Consider the following 18748-nt stretch of genomic DNA (forward strand, 5'->3'; position numbering starts at 1 on the left):
GTCTCGTTGTTATGCACTCAGTGCCTTGCGGTGCTCGGCGATGGTGGTGTAGCCCTCGCCGAGTGTCGACTTCAATCGTGTGTTGATGTAGAAGTCGATGTAGGAATCAATATAGTCGCGCATTTGCGCCACCGTCATCGTCGACACCACAGGCCTGCCTTTGAGCAGTTCTTGTTTCATCGTGCCGAAGAAGCCTTCGGTGCGCGCGTTGTCGCCGCTGGTGGCTTTGCGCGACAGTGACGGGATGTATCGCCACCGGTTGCCGCACCATGTATCGGCCTGGCAGTCGGGGCAATCCAAGATGTTGTGGGTGTGGTCGGTAATCAGACTGACCCAGCGTTCACTGCGGTAGAGCCCACCACGATCGGAATGGATGATCGGTTGTGCCTCGTCGGGTTTTACCTCGTCGATTCGCGCGATCATCTCGGCGACCAAGTCGTGGTTCGGTGATGTTGACATGGTCACCGCAATCGGCATCCCGTCGTAGAAATCGATCGCTGCCGACAGAAACAATTTGCCGTCTGGGCAGTGGATTTCGGTGACGTCGGTGCCGATTTTCTCCCACGGGGCATCCGCGTGGAAATCGTGGGTCAGCCCCTGAGCGTCGGCGTGGTCGATGAAGTACTGCGACGGTGCAACAACCGGCCGGGCCACATCCACATCCGCATCCCCATCATCGTCACTGTTGTCGGTTGGGGCGATCAGCAGCAGGTTCGCGGGTTTGTGGTCGGTTTCACCGGTGTAGGAGGAGTATTTGCCCGACGCTTTCGCCGGCGGGCGGCACCCAAGCTCTTCCATGAGGGTACGCACGATCTTTTCCGACACTGTATGCCCCATGATCTTCAGCCAGGCGTGGATGCGCCGGTAGCCGTAGCTTTGCCCGGATTCGGCTGCTGCCTGCAAGATCAGCGGTTTGAGTGCAGCGCGGCGCTGTTCGCGCTGGTGCACCACCTTCGTGTGGGTGTGTCGGTGGTAGTAAAACGTCGACTGCGCAATCCCGACAACCGCGCATGCTTTGGCGATGGAAAACCCGTGGGCGTCCGTGAGGGCAACCACCACTGCGGCTTTCGCCGCGGTGGACAGTTCCCCGTCACGGACGTCGTCTTTTCCCCGCGACTCACCGCCACGGACGTTGCCTTTTCCCTGCGGCTCACCGTCGCTCATGAGCACTTGGATAATGGCGTCTTTGACTGTTTCCCGGTCGCGCATCTCGACAACGAGCTTTTTCAGCTCGTCCATGTCACTGGGTAAATCAGCGATGTCGTCTATCGGTCCAGGCCCTGGCAGCCACTCGTTGACTGGCCGGGGTGGCCTTTTCGCATCGGCTGCTTCATCGACTCGCTGCTGTTGATGGTTGCGTTGGACTTTGCGGTGTTTGCTCACGCGTTCCATTGTCGCCGCAAACGCCTCGTCGAAGGTCATCGACGCTGCCGAATCGCGGTCGTCATCGTCTGGCCAGTACCGCTTCGTCCAGGTCAGTGCTGCGGTGTCGTTGACATCGAACTCCACGGCAATCTCACGCACCGTCGCCTGCGAGGTCAACCTGCGTGCTACAACCTTCGCGATGGTCTCAGCGTCGTAGGCGCGTCGCGTGCCATCAAAGGACTGGCCGCGGCGTTTGGCCGCAACCCAGTTGCCGACCGTGTCCACTGATGGTCGGCGACCACATACGTCTTCAGCCCAGTCGCAGACCTCACGGGCAGACGCCCCAGCCAAAAACCTCTCAACCGCACCATCGCGGATATCAGATGGAAACCCTGCGGGCATTGGAATACCTTCCAGCCCCCAACACTCCAACTTTTTGTCCGCGCTCCCTTTAGGCCCGATAGCCGGTTCGAGGTAGCCGGTTTTTGCGTCGAGAGTTGGTGTGCCCCGCCGGGCCTAGCCGGCGAGGACGACCGCCACAGCGCTGCGATCCTTCGCAGCCTGCTCCGGCAAGCTCACCGCACCCTGCGGGATGTCGCCCTTGACGCGGGCGGTGCCCCCGACGCGACGGGCAAGGTCGGTGGCGACCTTCTCCGCGCCAGGCACGGACGGGTCGTAGAAGACGTAGGTACCGTCGAATACGCCGTACTGCTGCTCCGGCATGTTCATCACCGCGGAGTCCGGCGAGTTGTTCACGACGTTGTACTGGCCCTTGAGCTGGTCTGCGGTGCGGCTGGCGAGGTCCGGCACACCCGAGTTGTTGTAGACGAAGACCTGCGCCGAGCTGTTGTCGATGGGCGCGCCCGCCGGAGCCGGCTGGCCCTGTTGTCCGTTCTGCGCGTTCGGAGCGGCCGACTGGCTCGCAGGGTCTTGCGCCGCAGTGCTAGGCGCGGCCGAGTTCGGAGTGCCAGCGCCCTGGCCAGCGCCCTGGCCAGCGGGTGCTGCGGTGTTTTGCGCCGGCGAGCCCTGCGCGGCCGAACCCTGCGCGGCCGAACCCTGCGCGGCCGAACCCTGCGCGGCCGACCCCTGCGCCGCCGGATCCTGCTGGCCCGCCGGTGCTGCGGGCGCCGCGGGTGCCGACGCCGGCGCGGACGCCGAGAGGGTGGCGGAGGTCGGGGCCGCGGCGTTGTCGTCGTCGCCGTTCTGCGTCATCTTCCAGATGCCCCACAGCGCGAGGAGTGCGGCGACGGCGATGAGGATCATGGCGAGTCCGCGCTTCGGCAGGCCGCCCTCGGCTGCGCCGGCAGCGCTGGACCCGCCGGCCGCGCCTGCCTCGCCGGCAGCCACGCGCTCGGACCCGGACACGGCAGCGGCGCCGTCACGGCCGTCGCGGTAACCACGCTCGTCGCGGTAATCGCGGTCGAGGTACTCGGTGTGGTCGGCGTCGTCGTATTCGGCGTCGTCGTCGCGACGGTGGGCGCCGCGGTAGCCCGGGTCGGTCGCCGCGCCGTCCGCGTACCGGTCAGCGGCGCGGTCCGACGCGTAGAGGTCGGCGGTGCGATCGTCCTCGACGATCTCGGCGTCGAGGGGTTCGTCGTAACCGGCACCGTCGTAACCGGCACCGTCGTAACCGGCATCCGAGGCGCCACCGTCGCCGGCGGAGTACTTGGAGTATCGCGTGGATCCCGTCTGCTCCCCGCGGGGGCGACGGTCGTTGCCATAATGCTCGTTAGTCACAGCGGCAACTCTAACCACACGCTAGCGCCAAACAGGCGCAACACACCGTAAACCTCGACTAGAGCTTGGGGGCCCTGGGGTCGTCGCGAAGCCGCTGCAGCCTGCGCACGAGCTGCGGCTCGGCGGCGAGCGCGGCGGGCGAGTCGAGCAGCGCGTTGAGGCGCTGGTAGTAACGGATCGGCTGCATGCCCAGCTCGGAGCGGATGCGGTCCTCGCGCGCGCCGATGGACCGGGGCGCGTGGGCGGCGAAGCGGAGCACGGCGAGGTCGGCCTCGGAAAGCGTGTCGGACGGCATGCCTAATATATTGGCATGACCATCCGACCCATCGTTATCCACGGCGATCCGGTGCTACACGAGCCGACGAAGCCGGTGACGCAGCCCGTCGAGGAGCTGGCCGAGCTCATCGCCGACATGCACGAGACCATGGACGCCGCCCACGGCGTCGGCCTCGCCGCGAACCAGATCGGCGTGCCGCTGCGCCTCTTCGTCTACCACTGCCCCGACGGCGACCAGATGCGCCGCGGCACGGTGATCAACCCAGTGCTGGAGACCTCGGAGATCCCGAAGACGATGCCGCGCGACGACGGCGAGGACGACGAAGGCTGCCTCTCCGTCCCGGGCTACAGCTGGCCGACGGGCCGCGCGGACTGGGCGAAGGTGACGGGCCTCGACGAACACGGCAACGAGATCGAAGTCGAGGGCACCGGCTTCTTCGCCCGCTGCCTCCAGCACGAGACGGGCCACCTCGACGGCTACCTCTACACCGACGTGCTCACCGGCCGCTGGAAGAAGGAGGCCAAGCGCGTCATCCGCGACGAAGGCTGGCGCGAGCCGGGCCACACCTGGCTGCCGGGCACGGACGCGGACCCGTTCGGCCACGACGACTAAGGCGCTATGCTTGTGCGTAACTGTCCGTAACCTCGGAGGAACTTATGCGCATCCCCGCCGCCATCGTCGCCGCGACCCTCACCGCCGCGCCCGCCCCCGCGACGTCCGTCGAGCAGGTGCTTATCGACGTCAACGAGACGCACGCCGACGCCATCGACGCCATCAACCGCGCTGAGTCGGATGACGAGGTCCGCGCGGCGCTCACGGCGTGGCGAAAGGACCTCATCGCCGCCGCCGACGAGCTCGACGCGCTGCGCGAGGCCTCCGCCGCGGACGGGCTGACCCGCGAGGAGAAGGCCGAGCTCGACAAGGCCGACGCCAAGGTTGAGCGCGAGCGTGCCGGCGTGCGCGAGCTGCGCGCAACCCTGCTGCCGGATGACCCGGCCGTGGTCGTGCCCGCCCCGATCGCGGGCCTGGGCGGGATCCTCGGCACGACGGCGTTCGACGCGTTCGAGCGCTCCGAGCAGGGCGACACCCCGATCGTCTTCGGCATCCCGGGCGTGGACCGCGCGGCCGCCTCGGCGAAGGCCACCGCCGCCGCCCCGGCGACCACGGCCACCACCTCCACGGAGCCGCTCGCGCTCGACGTGCGCACGATGCAAGACAGCGATAACAGCGGCAAGACCCGCGTGCTTGCCGAGGACGAGACCGTCACGTCGACCACGAGCGTCACCAGCACGAGCACGAGCACGAGCACGAGCACGAGCACCAGCACGAGCACCAGCTCGGAGACCACGTCCTCCTCCACCTCGACGAGCACGACCACCACCTCCACCACCCCGTCGGTGATGGAGCACCGCACCACGTCGGCGGTGACCACGTCGAGCACCTCCTCGTCCACGTCCACCACCTCGTCCACCACGTCGTCGAGCACGACCACGAAGTCGAGCACCACGAGCACCGTCGACGATGACGACGACGAGCGCGACGACGACCTCGCCGAGACCGGCACCCCGATGCGTGGCATCATCGCCGCGGGCGTGCTGGCACTGTTGCTCGGCGCGGTGGTGATGCGGCTGGGGCGCGGGACGCGTCGATAAGCGTGTCCCGTATCTTCCGCTCCGACGCGGTGCGCGTGGGTGACCGCGTCGTCGTGCGGCAGCGGCGCGGGGAGCACGCGAGCGACATCGTCGGACACGTGATCGGACTCGACCCGCTGGTCGTGCGGCCGCAAGAGGTCGGCGGGTTCCCGTCGTCGAAGGAGGCGATCGAGGTCGCCGACGTGCACATCATCAAGAAGCTCTCCCCGCGCACCGTGCGCAACTCCGAGATCCGCGACGTGGAGCGGCGCCTCGCCGACGCGCTCGATGTGCGCGAGACCGCGTGGGCCGGCGGCTGGCTCATGCGCACCGGCGCGGGCGAGGAGGCGAACTCCGCCGTCCCCCTCGGCCCGTCCGCGGGCTTCGAGCCGGTGCCTCTCGACGCCATCCGAACCTTCTACACCGAACGCGGGCTCCCGGTGCGGCTGACCGTGCCCGAGCGGATCGGCAAACCCGCGCTCAAGCTCATCGACGACGCGTGGACCCTCGGCCCGGAGCAGGTCGCGTGGACGTCGGGCGACGCGGTCGGCGCCGCCCTTGTCGGCGACGTGCCCGCGGGCGCGGCCGAGCACCATCGGCGGCGGGCGGCGACCCTGAACCGGCTAGGCTAGGCCGCATGCGAATCGCCACCTGGAACGTCAACTCCGTGCGCACCCGCGCCGAGCGCATCGCCGCGTTCCTCGAGCGCCAGGACGTCGACGTGTTGGCGATGCAGGAGACGAAGACCCCGGACGCGAAGTTCCCGTACGCCACCTTCGAAGCCGCCGGCTACGAGGTCGCGCACGTGGGCACGAGCCAGTGGAACGGCGTGGCCATCGCCTCGCGCGTGGGCCTCGACGACGTGCGCGACAGCTTCGAGGGCCAGCCCGCATTCGCCAAGGAAGGCGACCCCGAAAAGGAGGCGCGCGCGGTCGGCGCGGTGTGCGGCGGCGTCGAGGTGTGGAGCCTCTACGTGCCCAACGGCCGCGAGATCGGGGACCCGCACTACGACTACAAGCTGCAGTTTCTCTGGTCGCTCGCGGACCAGGTGAGGCCCGGCGAGCTCCAGTGCTACATGGGCGACTTCAACGTCGCCCCGCGCGACGAGGACGTGTGGGACATCGCCTGGTTCGAGGGCAAGACCCACGTCACGGAGCCGGAGCGCGCCGCGTTCCAGATGCTCCTCGAGGCCGGCCTCACAGAAATCGAGCACGACGAGCCGTACACGTTCTGGGACTACAAGTCCATGCGCTTCCAGAAGAACGAGGGCATGCGCATCGACTTCCAGCTCGCCACGGCGCCACTGCGCGATAAGGTGCAGCGCGCGTTCGTCGACGTCGAGGAGCGCAAGGGCAAGGGCGCCTCCGACCACGCGCCGCTCGTCGCGGACTACGACACGCGCGGGCTGGCCTACGACGAGGTCCGATGATCCATCTCGCCTGGTGGCAGTTCGCGACGATGGTCGTGGACACCGTGATCAAGGTCGTCATGATCGGGGTGGTCCCCGGCGGGCGCAAGCCGTCCTCGGCAAACGCGTGGCTGCTGCTCATCCTCTTCGTGCCGGTCATCGGCCTGCCGCTCTACCTGCTCATGGGCTCCACGCTGGTCTCGCGGCGCCGCCACCGCATCCAGGTCGAGGCCCGCCGCGCCCTCGACGCCGTCGAGCTGCCACCTTCCGACGCGCCCGCGTCCCTGCCGCCCGAAACCGCCTCGCTCGTGCGCCTCAACCGCGAGCTCACCGGCTACCCCGCCGTCTACGGCGACGTCCGCGCGCTGTGGTCCGACTACCAGAAGGCAATGGAGCGGATCGCCTCGCTTATCGACGACGCCAGCGCCACCATCTCCATCGAAATCTACGCGGTGGCCTGGGACGACACCACGAACATCGTCTTCGAGGCCCTCGAGCGAGCCATCGCCCGCGGGGTCCACGTACGCCTGCTCCTCGACCACATCGGCTCGCGCAAGTACCCCGGCTTCCGCACACTGCAGAAACGCCTCACCGCCATCGGCGTGGACTGGCACATGATGCTGCCCCTCGACCCGCTCCACGGCCGGTGGCGACGCCCCGACCTGCGCAATCACCGCAAAGTCATCATCATCGACTCGAAGGTGGCGTTCGCCGGCTCCCTCAACCTCATCGACCGCGGCTACCTCATGCCCGGCCACCGGCGCGCCGGCCGCCAGTGGGTCGACGTGTTCGTCGAACTCGAGGGGCCCATCGTCTCCTCCGTGGAGTACATGTTCGCGGTGGACTGGTACACCGAGTCCGGCGAGGCCCTCGACGTGGCGGGGTCCGCTCGCGCGGTCGCCGGGGCTGGGGCTGGTTCTGTGTCTGGGGCGGGTCCGGCGGACACGACGTCGATACGCAATCGCGATGTCCTCCAACTCGTGCCTTCCGGGCCGGGCTACCTCACCGAGCCGAACCTGCGCATGTTCGTCTCCATGATCCACCACGCGAAGAAGCAGCTCACGCTGTGCTCGCCGTACTTCGTGCCGGAGGAGTCGCTGCTCGAGGCGATCACGTCCGCGTGCTACCGGGGCGTGCACGTGGACCTGCTCGTGGGCGAGAAGGCCGACCAGTTCATGGTGCAGCACGCGCAGTCGGCGTACTACGAGCAGCTGCTCAAGGCCGGGGTGCACATCTGGGAGTTTCCGGCGCCGTACGTGCTGCACACGAAGTTCGTCCTTTCCGACCCCGGCACGCCCGGCGCCGTCGGCGTCGTCGGGTCGTCGAACATGGACATCCGCTCATTCTCCCTCAACTACGAGTCCTCGCTGTTCGTGGCGTCGGGGTCCCTGCTCGGGTCGCTCGAGCGGCTGGGCGCGAACTACCTGGCCGTGTCGCGGGAGCTCACGCTCGAGCGGTGGGCGCGGCGGCCGTGGTATCGGCGCTACATCGACAACGTGATGAAGCTGACGTCGGCGCTGCAGTAGGGGCGGGCGTGGCGGGGTGCGCTCCCTTCGGCGGCCAAAACCGGCTACCTGGACCCGGCTACCACGCCGAAAACCGCCGGTAAGCCGGTTGCAGGTAGCCGGTTCTACCCGCGTGGAGCGGCCTACCCGCGTGGAACGCCTACCCGCGCGTGGAACGCTACGGACGGTGCCGCGTCGCCGGAACCCGCACCGGGCCGCGGGCATCCGCAATGGCCTTCTTCGCCAGCACGCGGCGAATGCAGCCTTCGGCGTCGCGCAGGATCTCAAAGGGAAAGAGGCGGATGATCTCGTACCCCTGCTCCTTCAGCCAGTTCTCCCGTCTCATCTGGCTGAGCACCTCCGCATGGGGCTTGTCCTCGAACTTGACGTAGCCGTCGATCTCGATGATGAGCTTGCCCCAGAGAAAGTCGACACGGTACTTCCTGCCGATCCACATCTGTTCCTGCACCTGAATACCCCTGAGTGCCAGGAGGGCGCGGAAGTACGATTCGAACGCCGATTCCGAGAGAGGCGAGCACAGCTCCAGCGCTTCCTTCGCCGCCCCGATCCCTTTCTTCCCGCGCAGCCCCGCGATGGTGGCAGACAATTCCTCGCGCCACATCTCCTCACCGACGGGCGATTGGCCACGAAATCCCCCATCCATCGCGGCTACCGCGTCGGGCACCCCATGCAGCCTAGCGATGTCGACCGCGGTTCGGGCCGCCTTCGTGATCCGCAGCTTGGCGCCCCCACCGGCAGTGTCCAGCGGCTCGTAGACCACAACGTCGCGCTCTGGCACGGTCATGTGCCGGTACACGACGCCCTCCGGCCACTGCAGCTTCGGTGGCGGGTTGCCGTCGCGCTGGGCGAGCTCGACAATCTCGTCGTCGTGCGGAATCACCCACATGTTCGTCGCCCGGCCGGCCGACCGCCCCACCAGCACCGCCTTGTGCGCAGACGCTCCCGCACAGTAGCAGCGCAGAAACTCCCGCTCGTGCGACTTCAAGTCCGCCCACGCCGACTCAGGAATGAACTTCGTCGCAGAGAGCTGTACGCAAGGTTGCTTATCGACGACGCCCTGCGCCACCAACATCCCCGCCAAACGTGCCCGATCCATATTTCCCCCCAATTTCTGCCATCCCCCGATGACGCCCTCAATATATCAGCGGGCCGATGTCCCCGCGGGCCAACGACGGCGCCCACCCCCCATTCCACGCAAAACCGGCTACCTGGACCCGGCTTACAGGCGGTTTTGCGCCCCCAAGCCGGTTCTAGGTAGCCGGTTTTGGCGAGAAACGCGGGACGCGGGGGGCGGGGGGCGGCGGAAGCGCCCGCGCACCCCCGCCCGCGCCCGCGCGCCCGCCTACGCGTCGCGCGCCTCCAGCGCCACCACGCCCGCGACCCACGCCGCCACGGCCCACACCGTGAACACGAGCAGCGACACCCCGATCGACCAGGACCCCTCCTGGTTGTTCATGAAGGAGAGCAGGTTCCCGAACGGCAGGTACTTCACCACGTCGGCGCCGATGCGCGGGATGAGGGCGGCGAGCGTCTCCACGAGCAGCATCATCACAATCATGATGACGATCGTGCCGGCCGTGTTGCGCGCGAGCCAGCCCACGCCCTGGGTAAACAGCGTGACCAGCGCCATGCCCAGCGGCATTGCCCAGAGCGCGCGGTGGGCCGCCGACGTCGAGAGCCAGTTGGACGCCACGGGTGCGGCGAGGTCGTAGCACACGAACGCGACAACCAGCCCCAGCGCCGTCACCAGCGCGGCGAGCGCGGCGCCGAGCAGCAGCTTCGCCACGGCGACCTGCCACCGCTTCGGCGCGATGCGGAAGTTGGTGGCGGGGATGCCGAAGCGGTACTCGGTGGTCACCGTCATGGCGGACTGCACGATGACAATGATCATGTCAATCATCACCACCGACGCCGCGATGGTGAGCGGCCCGAACGGCTTGCCGGCCATGCGCGCGCCGTAGCCCATAAGCGCGCCGAAGACGGCGGAAAAGGCGAGGATGAGGCCGCTGTTCCACCAGAAGGAGGAGGTGGAGCGCAGTTTGGTCCATTCGGCACGAAGCAGGTTAAGCATTGGAGACCCCCTCGGAGACGTACTGGGCGTGGCCCTGGGTGGAATTCATGTAGGCCTCCTCAAGGGAGGCGCGCCGCTCGCTAAGCTCGGCGAGCTGGACGCCGGTGGCGTGGGCCAGCGCGCCAATCTCGTCGGTGGAGCGGTCCGGGATCTCGAGCGCCTCGCGCCCGTCCGCGTCCACGACGCGTCGGTACGCCAGCCCGGCGAGGGCGGCCTCGAGCGCTTGCGTATCGACGGCTCGCGCCACCACTGTCACAGCCGAGTTCGACCGGATGAACTCGGCGACGGAGGTGTCGGCGACGAGGCGGCCGCGCCCGATGATGATGAGGTTCTCGGCGGTCTGCGCCATCTCCGCGAGCAGGTGGGAGGACACGAGCACGGTGCGCCCCTCTGCGGCCAGGGACTGCAGCAGGCCGCGCACCCAGCGGATGCCGGCGGGGTCGAGGCCGTTGACCGGCTCGTCGAGGATGAGGTACTCGGGGTCCCCGAGCAGCGCCGCCGCGATGCCGAGGCGCTGGCCCATGCCGAGGGAGAAGCCGCCGACGCGCTTGCCCGCCACGTCGGTGAGGCCGACGAGGGCGAGGACTTCGTCGACGCGGGAGCTCGGGATGCCGGCCGCCTGCGCCTGCCAGAGCAGGGTGGAGCGGGCGGAGCGGTTGGGGTGGACCCCCTTGGCGTCGAGAAGTGCGCCGACCTTGCGCGCGGGGTTGGGGAGGTCGCGGTAGGCGGAGCCGTCGATAAGCGCAGTGCCCGAACTGGGCTTGTCCAAGCCGAGGATCATGCGCATGGTCGTGGATTTGCCGGCGCCGTTCGGGCCGAGGAAGCCGGTGACCACCCCGGGTTTGACGCTGAACGTAAGGTCATCGACGGCTTGGACCGCGCCGTAGCGCTTGGTCAGGCCTTGCACTTCAATCATGCGTTTCAGTATGCCCCATGAGCCTGGGCAGGGACTCCGCGAACCCTGGGTGGAGGGTGAAGGAGGCGACGTCGGCGAGGGGCACCCAGCGCAGCTCCTCGGACTCCTCGTTTGCGGTGACGGGCAGCGGCGCGCCGGTGGTGGTGCGGGCGATGACGGTGGTGTAGCGCCAGTTCGGCAGCTCCGTGGTCACGAGTTCGCGCTCCACGGCGACGAGCGCGGGGTCGATCGCGCACTCCTCGACGGACTCGCGCACGGCGGCCTCCGCCGGGGACTCGTGGGAGTCGATCGCGCCGCCTGGGATGCCCCACATGCCGCCCTGGGCGGTCCACGTCGCGCGGTGCTGAAGCAGCAGGCGCGCGTCCGCGCCCTCGCCCGCGAGGAGGAACAATCCGGCGGCGCCGTGCAGGCCCCAGAGTTTCGTGCCGTCGGGTGCTACGACCCAGCCGTTTCCGTCGCCAAGCATGGCCCCCACTGTAGGTGGAAACGGTTATCATTGCGGAATGGTGACGCAGCTGGAGACGAGCCCTGAGTCGAGCGAAGACTCCTGGCTCGACGAGCTCGAGTCGCCCCCGCGCCGCTCCCTGCACGGCGTGCTCCACGGCCGCCGCCCGGTGCGCGCGAGCAGCCGCAGCGTCTTCATCCACACCACCCCGGGCCAGATCATCGCGGTGATGGTCGTGCTCACGGTGATGCTGCTCGCCGCCGGGCTGTCCCTGAGCCAGTCGATGTACAACCGCAACCACGCCCTGGACACGGTGCGCGAGGCCACCGAGCCGATGAGCGCGTCGGCGCACCTCCTGTCCGCCTCCCTCATGCGCGCGGACACGATCGCGGCGGGAGCGTTCGTGCAGCCCGGCCCGCTGTCGCAAGAGGACGTGCAGGCCTACACCGCCTCCGTTGAGCAGGCGGCGAGCTCGGCGGCGGAGATCTACAAGGGTGCCGTGCAGGCGCATTCCGCGAGCAGCGAGCGGATCGAGGAGCTTGTCTTGGACATCCAGCGCGACCTGCCGGTCTACGCGGGGCTCAACGAGCGCGCGAAGGTGAACCAGCGCATGGGCAACCCGGTGGGCGTGGCGTACATGTCGGAGGCGAGCGCGATCATGCGCACCCGGATGCTCGTCGCCGCGAGCGAGATCAACGAGCTCACACGGGCGGACGTCGCCGAGGAGATGCGCCGCCTCTCCCAGCCCCAGTGGGCGTCGCTGGCCGGCCTCGCCGCGGCGCTGTGTGCGCTGGTTGTGGCGCAGTGGTGGCTGTGGCGCGTGTTCCGCCGCCGCCTCAACCGGGGCTTCCTCGCGGCCACGCTTGCCGTCGTGGTGGCGCTCGCGTGGGTGGGCGTGTCCAACTACCAGTCGTGGCGCTCCGGGTCGGTCGGTTACGAGCGCGCCGCGCAGCCGTGGGAGGAGCTCACCGCCGCGCGCATCGAGGCGCTGGAGACCCGCACCGACGAGACGTTCGCGCTGCTGCGGCGCCAGTCCGCCACCCCGTCCTCTCGCGAGTTCGACGAGGTCTCGGCGACGGTCACCACCGCCATCGAGGACGCCGAGCGCGTCGGCGCGAGCAGTTCGCTTGTCGACGGCGCACGCGCCCACCTCGGCGCCTGGTCGAGCGAGCACGCCCAGCTCGTCGAGGCGCTGGACACCGGCAGCTACGACCGCGCTGCGGCCCTGCTCGACCCGCGCGGCGGCGCCGGCGAGGCCCCGTTCAGGGCGCTCGACTCCGCGCTGTCCCAGCTCATCTCCGAGTCCCGGGAAGCGACCCGGGCCTACATCGACGATTCCCTCAACGCCACCCGCCTCGTCTCCCTCGTGGTGGCGGTGTTGTCCATCCTCGCCGTGCTGTGCATCTGGGCGGGGATCCGGCCGAGGCTGGGTGAGTACCTGTGAGGCGGCCCGCGACTGCAACCGCCGCGTCGCTTATCGCCGCGTCGCTGCTCGCCGGGTGCGCTGACGGCGGCGCGCCGGAGCGGGTGGAGGCGACGATCACGACGCCCTCCCCCACCCGCGACCCGCTGCCCCTGCCGCCCGGCGCGCTGCTCGACGAGCCCTCCGGCCCGCCCGCGACCCCGTACATGCCGGAAAAGCTGGACTGGGAGGGCTCGCTCAACCCGCGCCTCGCGCCGGCCGGGGCGCCCACGCCGAACGTGGACCGCATCCGCAAGCGCGGGCGCCTCATCGTCGGCATCGACCAGTCGCTCTACCTCCTGTCCTACCGCGACACGGCCTCCGGCCACCTGCGCGGGCTCGAGGTGGACCTGGCGCAGGCCATCGCGGACGACATCTTCGGCACGGAGAGCGGGCGCGGGACGCTCGACCTGCGCTTCGTCGACTCGGCGGCACGCGCGGACGCGCTCAACCGCGGGGACGTGGACGTGGTCATCCGCACGATGTCCATCACCCCGGAGCGCGCCCAGCAAATCGAGTTCTCCACCCCGTACCTCGAAACCCGGGTGCGCGTGCTCGCCCCGAAGGACCGCGGCATCGAGAGCCTCAACGACTTGGACGGTAAGACGGTGTGCATCGTCGACGGCACGAACCTCGCGCAGATGGCCCGCACGTTCGCCCCGAATTCCTCGCTGCTGCGCACCCGCTCGTGGTCGGACTGCCTCATGTCCACGCAGCAGTTCCAGGCGGACGCCATCATGGCGGACGACGCGATCCTCGCCGGCATTGCCGCGCAGGACCCGTACACCGACATCCTGCCGGGCAGCCTGTCCACGCAGTACTACGGCGTCGGCCTACCGAAGGGCGGGGACGACATTGTGCGGCAGGTCAATTCCACGATCGAGCGGATGCGTAACGACGGCTCCCTGCGGCAGCTCTACGCCACCTGGCTGGGCGGGTCCGTGGTGGACGCGTCGCCGCCCGCGCTGCGCTACAGGACGGATGAGTGATGTCGGACCCGAACACGACCAACCCGCGCGACACTGAGGCGCGCGACACTGAGGCGCGCGACACTGAGGCGGTGCCGTTCGACCCGTTCGCGGACGACGACACGGACGACGACACGGACGACGAAGACGACGCGGACGACGCCGAGCCGGGCACCGAGGCGGTCGCCTTCGACCCGTTCGCGGACGACGAAGACGACGCCGGCGACTCGCTCGGCGAGTACTCCTCGATGGGCGAGATGGCGGGGCTGCTCAAGGACCTGGACAAGTTGCGCAAGGGGTCGGGCCGGGAGGATACGTCGCAACGCTCGCGCAGGCTGGCGCTGGACACCTTCCGCGAGCGCCGCGGCACCCGGCGCGCGAGCCGCTTCGTCGCCGACGGCATGGTGGAGCTGCCGTGGGTGGAGCCCACCGAGCCGAAGGCGGCCCTCGTGGACCCACGGCCCGCGGTGGCGCGCAAGGGCATCGCGCCGCCGGCGCTGTCCGCGGGCGACATCGTGGCCGGGCAGTACGAGATCATGGGCGTCATCGCGCACGGCGGCATGGGCTGGATCTACCTCGCGCTGGACCACTACGTGGCCGGGCGCGTGGTCGTGCTCAAGGGGCTGCATTCCACGGACAACGCGGATGAGGCGGCCGCTGCCGAGGCGGAGCGCGAGTTCCTCGCGGACATCACGCACCCCGGCATCGTGAAGATCTTTAACTTCATCGACGACCCGCGCGTGCCGGGCGGGTTCACCGTGATGGAGTACGTGGGCGGGCCGTCGCTGCGCGCGCGTCGTAACGCGGCAGAGCACCGCGTCCTCGAACCGGATGTGGCCATCGCGTACATCCTCGAGGTGCTGCCCGCGCTGGACTACCTGCACTCGCGCGGGGTGGTGTACAACGACCTCAAACCGGACAACATCATTGTCACGGAGGACCAGGTCAAGCTCATCGACATGGGCGCGGTCTCGGGCATCGGGGCGTACGGGTTCATCTACGGGACGAAGGGGTTCCAGGCGCCGGAGGTGGCTACCGAAGGTCCGTCGATACGCAGTGATGTGTACACGGTCGGGCGCACGCTCGCCTCGCTCGTCGTGGATCTCCCGCAGACCGACGGGGTGTACGACCCCGGCGTCCCCACCCCCACCGAGGAGCCGCTGTTTCGGCGCTACACCTCGCTGTACCGGCTCATCAGCCGGTGCTGCGACCCGGACCCGGCGCGCCGCTTCGAGTCGATGGTGGAGCTCGAGGGCCAGCTGCTCGGCGTGCTGCGCGAGGTGGTGGCGGCGCGCGACGGGCGCACCTTCCCCGCCCAGCACTCGTTGTTCTCGCCGCAGCGTACCACGTTCGGCACCAAGCACCTCGTCTTCCGCACCGATCAGCTCATCGACGGCATCTCGCGCACCGTGGACATCACCCCGCAGGAGGTGGTGGCCGCCCTGCCGTCGCCGCTGATCAACCGCGACGACATCGGCGCCGCGATGCTCCAGGGTTCCTCGTACGCGGAGCCGCGCGAGACCCTGGAGACGCTGCGCCAGGCGATGACCACCCCGCAGTACGAGGAGTCCACGGAGATCCCGTTCGGCGTCGTGCGCACGATGCTCGACCTCGGGCTCACCAGGCAGGCGCGGGCGTGGCTGGTGAGCCTCGAGGAGCGCTTTGGCGGCACGTGGCGGCACTGGTGGTACTCCGGCGTGGTGGAGACGCTGCTCGGCGACTTCCGCGCCGCGAAGCGCTCCTTCGCCGAGGTGCTGCGCCTCCTGCCCGGCGAGGCGGCGCCGAAGCTCGCCCTCGCCGCGGTGAGCGACCTGCTCCTCCAGGAGCTGGGCACCCAGGAGCAGAAGCTTCTCGACGCCGACCTCGCCCGCGCCGCCGCCAGCCTGGACCAGCACCTCCACGAGGTGCCCAACGTTGTGTTCGAGGAGCTCGCTGCCCAGGGGGTCATTGACGCGGAGTGGTCGATGCAGACCGTCGAGCCGGTGGCGCTGCGCTTCCACGCGATCCGCCTCTACGCGCTCGTGTGGCTGACCAACCCGACGACGGTGTCCTCCGCGTTCGGGCTCGCCCGCATGCTCATGCGCGAAGACCAGGTGGCTCTGGCCATCAAGGCGCTGGACAAGGTGCCCAGCGCGTCGCGGCACTACCGCATGGCGCAGCTTACGGCGATCCTCTGCCTCGTTGCGCCGGAGTCGGAGGCGCACGCCGCCCCCACCGAAGAACAGATCCGGCTCGCCGCGCGGCGCCTCGAGCGCATCCCGTCGACGGAGCCGCGCTTCTTGCAGATCAAGGTGGCCGTTATCGAGGCGGGGCTGATCTACCTGCGCGAGCACCCCGCGTCATCGACGGCCACGCTGTTCGAGTACCCGTTCACCGTGCGCGGGCTGCGCCGCGGCCTCGCGCTCACGCTGCGGGCGCAGGCTAGGGTGGCGCCGTACCCGCAGCATCGCTACGCGCTGGTGGACATGGCGAACAAGGTCCGCCCGGCCACTTGGTTCTAGCGGGTCGAACCCGTTTTAGAACCCGCTTTAGAACCCGCCGCCCATCGCGGCCACACCGCCGAGGCCGAGCACGGCCAGCAGGGCGATGATAATGCCCACAATGAGGCCCGGGCTAGCGCCGTTGCCGCCGTTGCCGCCCGCGGTCTGCCCCTGCTGCTGGTTCAGCGGCTTCGCCGTGGTGGCCGCCGACGGCTGCGGCTGCGGGGCCGGGGTCGTTCGCTCCTGCGGCACCGGGTCGAACTCGGTCACGCCCGGGTTGCGGTTGCCCGGCTGGACCGTGGTGTTGCCCGCCGTGGCGATCGGCGCCGGCTTGGACAGCGTCGGGGCCGCCGCGTCCTTCTTGCCCACCGTGTTCTGCGCGTCCTTGAGCAGCGGGGAGTCGGTCTTTTCCAGGTTCTTCACCAGCGTGTCCATGTCGGACGTGGTGTAGTTGAGCACCGAGAAGTCGATCGTCTCGTTGGAGACGAGCTTGCCGTCCTCGTTGTAGATGCGGAACTGCACCGGCATGGACGAGCCGGTGTAGCCCGCCGTGTTCGAGATCGGCACCTCAACCGGCAGCTTCGAGTAGTCCGACAGCGCGGACTCCACCGGGTACTCCTTGCGGAACTGCCCGCCCGGGTAGTTCACCTGGAGCGTGAACTTGTGCAGGTCGATGCCCAGGTTGGAGATCTGGACGTTGACCTTCGAGTCCGAGCGGTTCGCGATGATGATGTTCTGCTTGTCCGTGTCCACGCGGAAGCCGGCCTTGCCGTTATTCTCCTCGGCGGCCATGATCTCCAGGTCGCGCACCGTCGGGTACTTGTGGCCCGGGGTGTCCACCTCGTCCACGCCGGTGGTGCCGTTGGTGCGGCCGATCTCGCCGTTGACCAGGTCGAGGTTGGACCAGTCCGGTTTGATGGCGTAGCTGCCGTTGTAGCACCTCGACGTGCCGTTCGTGCAGGCCTGCGGGATCGGCGTGTTGTCGTAGTTCGTCGACGTCGAGTCGGAGTAGTCGAAGTGGCTGAACTGGTAGAGGTAGTTCATCACCGACTTGTACTTCGGCACGTACGAGCTGTCCGGCGGGTTCACCGCCTTCGCGCCGGAGTGCGTGAGGCCGAGGTTGTGGCCGAACTCGTGGAGGATGGTGTTGCGCAGCTGCTCCTGCGACGTCATCAGGTAGTTGTCCGCCACGTAGAACGCGCCGTTGGAGAGCAGGCCGTTGCCGGAGGACAGGTTGCCGCGCTCCTGGGTGTCGCCGATGATGCCGACGCGGAAGACGCTCTGGCGGTCACCAAGCAGCTCCTTGCGGTCGCGCAGCAGGTGGGTGCCGGGCACCTCGCCGTTGAAGTAGTACGGCGTGTAGTCCACGGTCGGGCCGCCGTGCGGCTCGAGACCCGGGATGTTGTTGTAGTACTCGCCGGCGTCGATGTGCAGGTTGTAGCCGCGCTTGTCAAACAGGTCGACCAGGTCGTTGAGCGTCTGGCGCGACGGGCGGTACACGTTCACGTTAGCGTTGGCGCAGTCCAGGAACCTGCCGAAGTCCTCCTCCGTCGGCGCGTACTGGCGCTTCTCGGAGCAGTGCTTCGTCTCCCACTCGGACTTCATCCAGTTGAGCTGGAGGAACAGGTCCTTCTTGTTCGGGTCGGCGCCCCAGCGGTTGAGCGGGAACTGGGTGCCGTCCGCGGCGGTGAAGCCGTTGCGCTCCCACTCGTCGGGGAAGCCGTCGCCGTCGGAGTCCTTGAGGTTCTCGTTCGCGTCGCCGGACAGAACCATCTGGCCCTTGAGCGAGCCGCCGTTGGCCACCGTCGCGTTCCACACGCCCGCCTGGTAGCGCGCGTCGTTGTTCTTGCCGGCCACGGCGTTGTTCACGCTGTCGCCGGCGCCCACGGACGCCGCGCCCGGGAACTGCGCGTTGAGGTTGTAGCGCCCGCCCACCATCACGTTGTAGCCGGCGCCGGAGCGCTTCGCCGCGAGGTCGTAGTCGTAGGACATCATGCCGTTGGTCAGGTTGAGCGCGAGGTCCTTTGCCTGGCCGGAGACGTTGTTCAGCTCCACGTCGACAGTGACGCTCTTCCCGTTCACGCGGAACGTGCGCACGAGCTGCACGCCCTGGTTCCGGTCGGTGTGGGTGAGGGTCACGATGTCGGTGTCGCCCTCGGTGCGCGTCTGCACCGCGGTCGCGTCGCCGGCGAACTCCACCTTCGTGCCGTTGGCGTAGCCGTCGATGTAGAACGCGTTCGGCATCGTGCCGTACGACGGGCTGTTGTAGTTGAGCCAGGACACACGCCCCTTGTTCACCTCGGCGCTCTGGAAGCCCTCGACGATGCCGGTCGACACATCGACCGAGAAGCTCCTCGACTGCTCGATCACGGCGCCCGCCTGCACCGGCAGGACGATGCCTGCGCCGAGGCTGGCGGCGACGGCCGCCGCGATGACGCGTTTACCTACTCGCATGCTGTGTC

16 protein-coding genes are annotated in these 18748 nt (G+C 68.6%); 8 read left to right on the forward strand and 8 right to left on the reverse strand.

Features of this window, described 5'->3' with window-relative positions; all coding sequences use genetic code 11:
- Positions 1-9: 9 nt before the first annotated feature.
- From CJEDD_RS10700 to CJEDD_RS10710, 3 genes are all read right to left on the reverse strand, one after another.
- Positions 10-1767 (reverse strand): IS3 family transposase, encoded by a 1758-nt coding sequence (locus CJEDD_RS10700; protein ID WP_273657480.1) that lies wholly within the window; start codon positions 1765-1767, stop codon positions 10-12.
- A gap of 114 nt (positions 1768-1881) precedes the next feature.
- The gene (locus tag CJEDD_RS10705; RefSeq protein WP_042409127.1) at positions 1882-3102 is read right to left on the reverse strand and encodes a LytR C-terminal domain-containing protein; all 1221 of its coding nucleotides are present in this window, start codon (positions 3100-3102) and stop codon (positions 1882-1884) included.
- A 58-nt stretch (positions 3103-3160) separates the two neighbouring features.
- On the reverse strand, positions 3161-3397 hold the full coding sequence (locus tag CJEDD_RS10710) for a DUF3263 domain-containing protein (RefSeq protein WP_042409125.1): 237 nt from the start codon (positions 3395-3397) through the stop codon (positions 3161-3163).
- Between the two features lie 15 nt (positions 3398-3412).
- On the opposite strand from CJEDD_RS10710, the gene CJEDD_RS10715 reads away from it, so the two are divergent.
- From CJEDD_RS10715 to CJEDD_RS10735, 5 genes are read left to right on the forward strand one after another with little or no spacing between them, the layout of a single operon-like run.
- Positions 3413-3991, forward strand: coding sequence for a peptide deformylase (locus CJEDD_RS10715; protein WP_042409122.1), 579 nt, complete (start codon positions 3413-3415; stop codon positions 3989-3991).
- Positions 3992-4035: 44 nt separating this feature from the next.
- Positions 4036-5031, forward strand: coding sequence for a hypothetical protein (locus CJEDD_RS10720; RefSeq protein ID WP_042409119.1), 996 nt, complete (start codon positions 4036-4038; stop codon positions 5029-5031).
- Positions 5032-5033: 2 nt separating this feature from the next.
- The gene (locus CJEDD_RS10725) at positions 5034-5642 is read left to right on the forward strand and encodes a GNAT family N-acetyltransferase, cg3035/Rv0428c family (protein ID WP_052333849.1); all 609 of its coding nucleotides are present in this window, start codon (positions 5034-5036) and stop codon (positions 5640-5642) included.
- Between the two features lie 5 nt (positions 5643-5647).
- On the forward strand, positions 5648-6439 hold the full coding sequence (locus CJEDD_RS10730) for an exodeoxyribonuclease III (protein WP_042409116.1): 792 nt from the start codon (positions 5648-5650) through the stop codon (positions 6437-6439).
- The gene (locus CJEDD_RS10735; protein WP_042409113.1) at positions 6436-7944 is read left to right on the forward strand and encodes a phospholipase D-like domain-containing protein; all 1509 of its coding nucleotides are present in this window, start codon (positions 6436-6438) and stop codon (positions 7942-7944) included. The genes CJEDD_RS10730 and CJEDD_RS10735 overlap by 4 nt, the downstream gene beginning before the upstream one ends.
- A gap of 157 nt (positions 7945-8101) precedes the next feature.
- Here the strand turns inward: CJEDD_RS10735 and CJEDD_RS10740 are convergent, their stop codons facing one another.
- The 4 genes from CJEDD_RS10740 to CJEDD_RS10755 form a co-directional block, all read right to left on the reverse strand.
- Complete coding sequence (locus CJEDD_RS10740; RefSeq protein WP_198133015.1) at positions 8102-9010, reverse strand: endonuclease domain-containing protein; 909 nt, start codon at positions 9008-9010, stop codon at positions 8102-8104.
- 276 nt (positions 9011-9286) lie between these two features.
- Positions 9287-10015: an ABC transporter permease gene (locus CJEDD_RS10745; protein ID WP_042409108.1), complete on the reverse strand. Its 729-nt coding sequence runs from the start codon at positions 10013-10015 to the stop codon at positions 9287-9289.
- Complete coding sequence (locus tag CJEDD_RS10750) at positions 10008-10931, reverse strand: ABC transporter ATP-binding protein (RefSeq protein ID WP_273657520.1); 924 nt, start codon at positions 10929-10931, stop codon at positions 10008-10010. The genes CJEDD_RS10745 and CJEDD_RS10750 overlap by 8 nt, the downstream gene beginning before the upstream one ends.
- A complete protein-coding gene (locus CJEDD_RS10755; protein WP_042410356.1) occupies positions 10924-11397 on the reverse strand; it encodes an NUDIX domain-containing protein in 474 nt (157 codons plus the stop codon). The genes CJEDD_RS10750 and CJEDD_RS10755 overlap by 8 nt, the downstream gene beginning before the upstream one ends.
- A 37-nt stretch (positions 11398-11434) precedes the next feature.
- On the opposite strand from CJEDD_RS10755, the gene CJEDD_RS10760 reads away from it, so the two are divergent.
- The 3 genes from CJEDD_RS10760 to CJEDD_RS10770 are packed head-to-tail and all read left to right on the forward strand — an operon-like array spanning position 11435 to position 16307.
- Positions 11435-12820 carry a hypothetical protein gene (locus CJEDD_RS10760; RefSeq protein WP_052333887.1) on the forward strand — a complete coding sequence of 462 codons (1386 nt, stop codon included), beginning with the start codon at positions 11435-11437 and terminating at the stop codon, positions 12818-12820.
- Positions 12817-13827 carry a glutamate ABC transporter substrate-binding protein gene (locus CJEDD_RS10765; RefSeq protein ID WP_273657521.1) on the forward strand — a complete coding sequence of 337 codons (1011 nt, stop codon included), beginning with the start codon at positions 12817-12819 and terminating at the stop codon, positions 13825-13827. Before CJEDD_RS10760 ends, CJEDD_RS10765 begins: the two co-directional genes overlap by 4 nt.
- Positions 13827-16307: a serine/threonine protein kinase gene (locus CJEDD_RS10770; RefSeq protein WP_042409095.1), complete on the forward strand. Its 2481-nt coding sequence runs from the start codon at positions 13827-13829 to the stop codon at positions 16305-16307. Before CJEDD_RS10765 ends, CJEDD_RS10770 begins: the two co-directional genes overlap by 1 nt.
- Positions 16308-16334: 27 nt before the next feature.
- Here CJEDD_RS10770 and CJEDD_RS10775 read toward each other — a convergent pair whose 3' ends face one another.
- Positions 16335-18740 carry a hypothetical protein gene (locus CJEDD_RS10775; RefSeq protein ID WP_042409093.1) on the reverse strand — a complete coding sequence of 802 codons (2406 nt, stop codon included), beginning with the start codon at positions 18738-18740 and terminating at the stop codon, positions 16335-16337.
- Positions 18741-18748: the final 8 nt, after the last annotated feature.

Source organism: Corynebacterium jeddahense (assembly GCF_028609865.1).
Lineage (GTDB): Bacteria > Actinomycetota > Actinomycetes > Mycobacteriales > Mycobacteriaceae > Corynebacterium > Corynebacterium jeddahense.

Bases quoted from the DNA above. Each gene is read 5' to 3' on its own strand.
- CJEDD_RS10720 (WP_042409119.1), top strand. From the start codon at position 4,036: ATGCGCATCCCCGCCGCCATCGTCGCCGCGACCCTCACCGCCGCGCCC.
- CJEDD_RS10715 (WP_042409122.1), top strand. From the start codon at position 3,413: ATGACCATCCGACCCATCGTTATCCACGGCGATCCGGTGCTACACGAG.
- CJEDD_RS10755 (WP_042410356.1), bottom strand. From the start codon at position 11,397: ATGCTTGGCGACGGAAACGGCTGGGTCGTAGCACCCGACGGCACGAAA.
- CJEDD_RS10775 (WP_042409093.1), bottom strand. From the start codon at position 18,740: ATGCGAGTAGGTAAACGCGTCATCGCGGCGGCCGTCGCCGCCAGCCTC.
- CJEDD_RS10770 (WP_042409095.1), top strand. From the start codon at position 13,827: ATGTCGGACCCGAACACGACCAACCCGCGCGACACTGAGGCGCGCGAC.
- CJEDD_RS10730 (WP_042409116.1), top strand. From the start codon at position 5,648: ATGCGAATCGCCACCTGGAACGTCAACTCCGTGCGCACCCGCGCCGAG.
- CJEDD_RS10750 (WP_273657520.1), bottom strand. From the start codon at position 10,931: ATGATTGAAGTGCAAGGCCTGACCAAGCGCTACGGCGCGGTCCAAGCC.
- CJEDD_RS10735 (WP_042409113.1), top strand. From the start codon at position 6,436: ATGATCCATCTCGCCTGGTGGCAGTTCGCGACGATGGTCGTGGACACC.
- CJEDD_RS10710 (WP_042409125.1), bottom strand. From the start codon at position 3,397: ATGCCGTCCGACACGCTTTCCGAGGCCGACCTCGCCGTGCTCCGCTTC.
- CJEDD_RS10760 (WP_052333887.1), top strand. From the start codon at position 11,435: ATGGTGACGCAGCTGGAGACGAGCCCTGAGTCGAGCGAAGACTCCTGG.
- CJEDD_RS10745 (WP_042409108.1), bottom strand. From the start codon at position 10,015: ATGCTTAACCTGCTTCGTGCCGAATGGACCAAACTGCGCTCCACCTCC.
- CJEDD_RS10700 (WP_273657480.1), bottom strand. From the start codon at position 1,767: ATGCCCGCAGGGTTTCCATCTGATATCCGCGATGGTGCGGTTGAGAGG.